This window comes from Sphingomonas sp. 2R-10, assembly GCF_030062225.1.
Taxonomy (GTDB): domain Bacteria; phylum Pseudomonadota; class Alphaproteobacteria; order Sphingomonadales; family Sphingomonadaceae; genus Sphingomonas.
In genome coordinates, this window is the sequence record NZ_JASCXF010000077.1 from 1 (window position 1) to 3,476 (window position 3,476).

At 66.4% G+C, this 3,476-nt stretch carries 3 protein-coding genes; 1 reads left to right on the forward strand and 2 read right to left on the reverse strand.

From position 1 onward, the window contains the following. Positions 1-396: 396 nt before the first annotated feature. On the forward strand, positions 397-954 hold the full coding sequence (locus tag QLH51_RS19685) for a recombinase family protein (protein WP_125662740.1): 558 nt from the start codon (positions 397-399) through the stop codon (positions 952-954). 37 nt (positions 955-991) lie between these two features. Here QLH51_RS19685 and QLH51_RS19690 read toward each other — a convergent pair whose 3' ends face one another. Both QLH51_RS19690 and QLH51_RS19695 read right to left on the reverse strand, forming a co-directional pair. Continuing rightward, positions 992-2,587, reverse strand: coding sequence for an isocitrate lyase (locus tag QLH51_RS19690; protein WP_125662737.1), 1,596 nt, complete (start codon positions 2,585-2,587; stop codon positions 992-994). Between the two features lie 118 nt (positions 2,588-2,705). Beyond that, positions 2,706-2,861, reverse strand: a complete 156-nt coding sequence (locus QLH51_RS19695) for a hypothetical protein (RefSeq protein WP_164516263.1) — start codon at positions 2,859-2,861, stop codon at positions 2,706-2,708. Between the last annotated feature and the right edge of the window lie 615 nt (positions 2,862-3,476).

The window sequence follows — 3,476 nt, forward strand, 5'->3', positions numbered from 1 at the left end:
TCGCTACCCGCCTCGCGCCGGACCCGCACATCGCGGCGGGTAGCGACGAGTGCCAGCAGCCAGGCACCGGCAAAGACACCGACCGCCGCCCCGCCCCAGTCGTCGGGGAACAGGCGGTCGAACAGGAATACCAGCACGCAGGTTGCGGCGGCCTTGAGCAGGAAACTGAAGCGCATGGGCAGCTCCGATCGGGGGGAAGCCGATGGGATAGGCGCGCGGCGTCAGCGGAGAGTGTGGCGGGCAAGGTGCTTCGAAGCAGCGGTCGTGCAGATCGGGTGCAGACGGTTCGGCGCCGGGACTGCGAACCGGGTGCGCGTTCGATCAGGGTCGGCACCGGTGCGCTTGAACAGTTCGATGCCCCATCCTAGACGCCGTCGAACAGAGAAAGGGGGCTGCATGGCGCTGTTCGGCTATGCCCGCGTGTCCACGACCGATCAGGACCTCGGCATTCAGGAAGCCGCGCTGCGCGCCGCCGGGTGCCAGACGGTGCGTTCGGAAAGGAAATCGGCGACCGGGCGCAGCGGACGGACCGAGTTGCAGGTGTTGCTCGACTTCCTGCGCGAGGGCGACACGCTGGTCGTCACCCGGATCGACCGGCTCGCCCGGTCGATGAAGGACCTGCAGGACATCGTCCATGAACTGAAGGGCAGGGGCGTGATGCTCCGCGCGACCGAGCAGCCGATCGATACCGGTACCGCGGCGGGCAAGGCGTTTCTCGACATGCTCGGCGTCTTCGCCGAATTCGAGACCAATCTGCGCAAGGAACGCCAGGCCGAAGGCATCGCCGCCGCCAAGGCGCGGGGCGTCTACAAAGGGGGCAAGCCGCGCATCGATCCGGCGGCAGTCCGCAAGCTGGCGGCCGAGGGCATGCGCCCGGCGCATATCGCGCGCGAACTGGGGATATCCCGGGGGACGGTGTACCGCTTCCTGCCCCCCGTATCCGACGCGAACTGAACGCGGCGACATCGCTGCCGCCGCGTCCGTCGCGAGTTCAGGCGGCGAACTGGTTCATCGTGTTGTGGGCGCCGCCCGCCTTCAACGCCGCCTCGCCGGCGAAATATTCCTTGTGGTCGTCGCCGATGTCCGACCCGCTCATATTCTGGTGCCTGACGCACGCGATCCCTTTACGAATCTCTTCGCGCTGCACGGCCTTGACGTAGCCGAGCATGCCGGCCTCGCCGAAATATTCCTTCGCCAGATTGTCGGTGCTCAGCGCCGCGGTGTGATAGGTCGGCAGCGTGATCAGGTGGTGGAAGATGCCGGCACGCGCCGCGGCATCCCTCTGGAAGGTGCGGATATTCTCGTCCGCTTCGGCGGCCAGTTCGGTCGAATCATAATCCACACTCATCAGCCGCGCCCGGTCATAGCCCGACAGGTCGCGTCCCTCCTGCGCCCAGCGGTCGAACACCTGCTGGCGGAAGTTCAGCGTCCAGTTGAAGCTCGGCGAGTTGTTGTAGACCAGCTTGGCGTCCGGAACGACGGCGCGGATGCGGTCGACCATTCCGGCGATCTGTTCGATATGCGGCTTCTCGGTCTCGATCCACAACAGGTCGGCGCCGTTCTGCAACGAGGTGATGCAGTCGAGCACGCAGCGATCGGCCCCGGTCCCCTTGCGGAACTGGAACAGGTTCGACGGCAGCCGTTTCGGGCGCAGCAGCTTGCCGTCACGCTCGATCACCACGTCGCCGCGCAACCGCGTGACGTCGTCCACCGCCTCGCAATCGAGGAACGCATTATACCGGTCGCCCAGATCGCCGGGTTCGGCCGAATAGGCGATCTGCTTGGTCAGGCCGGCGCCGAGCGAATCGGTCCGCGTCACGATGATCCCGTTGTCGACCCCCAGTTCGAGGAAGGCGTAGCGGCAGGCCCGGACCTTCGCCAGAAAGTCCTCGTGCGGCACGGTGACCTTGCCGTCCTGATGGCCGCACTGTTTCTCGTCGCTGACCTGGTTCTCGATCTGCAGCGCGCAGGCGCCGGCCTCGATCATCTTCTTCGCAAGCAGGTACGTCGCCTCCGCATTGCCGAAGCCCGCGTCGATGTCGGCGATGATGGGGACGACATGCGTCTCGTAGTGATCGATCGCGTTGGTCAGACGCTGCGCCTCGACGTCATTGCTGCTGCGACGCGCATCGTCGAGGTCGCGGAACAGCATGCCCAGTTCGCGCGCGTCCGCCTGTTTGAGGAAGGTGTAGAGTTCGGCGATCAGCGCGGGCACGCTGGTCTTCTCGTGCATCGACTGGTCGGGCAGCGGGCCGAACTCGCTGCGCAGCGCCGCGACCATCCAGCCCGACAGATAGAGGTAGCGGCCCTTGGTCGAACCGAAATGCTTCTTGATCGATATGATCTTCTGCTGGGCGATGAAGCCGTGCCAGCAGCCCAGCGACTGGGTGTAGGCCGCGGGATCGGCGTCGTACGCTGCCATGTCGCGGCGCATGACGTCGGCGGTATGGCGCGCAATGTCGAGCCCGGTGCGGAAGCGGTTCTGGAGCCGCATGCGGGCGACGGCATCGGCATCGATACCGGCCCACGCAGCGCCCCGTTCGGCGATCAGCGCGGCGGCGCGGACAGTCTGGCCGTGATAGGTCATGGTTGCGGTCTCTCCGTGAAGCAGGCGCAAGTCGACGGCAGCCGGCATCGTCGGCCACGCGCTATCGCTGCGACCTGGTCGGTACTGCCGTCGATGCGAAGTGGGGTGTGGCCGGCGATCAGCCGACGCGGCCGATCCGGTGATAGAGGTTGGAGAATTTCGACGAGCGCGGGTCGTCGGCGATCTGCCGGACATAGGCACCGACCGCTTCCTTCAGCAGCCCAAAATCCTCGGTCGAAAAGACGGCGCGGCTGCGCGGCGGTTCGTGGGTCATCGCATCTACTCCCATATGGCCCGCGATCTGTGCTGGGGCTGGGAGTAAAGAGCACACAGGAATTGGCCGGGTAAACGGATGAGAAGGCCATGACGAGGTGGCGGTGTGCTGCGGGATGGGTGGGATGCTGTCCGGTTGTGAAGGATTTACAATCGCAGCTGATCGGTGATGTTGTCTACCCCGTGGCGGCGAAGTAGCGGGGGCGTCGTCCTTCGCCCCACACCCGCGTACCTCAGGCGTCTCCGTGACGATGGCGATCGTCGACAACGGTTCGCCTGTCACGCGCGTACCCCGGCGAAGGCCGGGGTCCAGTTGGGGATGGCTGCCGGTAGATCGCTACCGGCGCCCAACTGGGCCCCGGCCTGCGCCGGGGTACGGGAGCGGTGGGTCGGGCATGCCGTCCTCACCGGGCAGGCCGACGCGGGGCTGAACCCCGCGTCGTCGGTCGTCGCTGTGGTGACGCCGGCCGGCCGTCGCTGTGTGCGCTTGGGGCTTTGCCCCGCGCGCACCGTTCAGCAGCTTGGCGCTGCTTCACTCACAGCTTGGCGGTCAACTCCGGCACCAGCGTGAACAGGTCGCCGACCAGCCCGACATCGGCGACCTGGAAGATCGGCG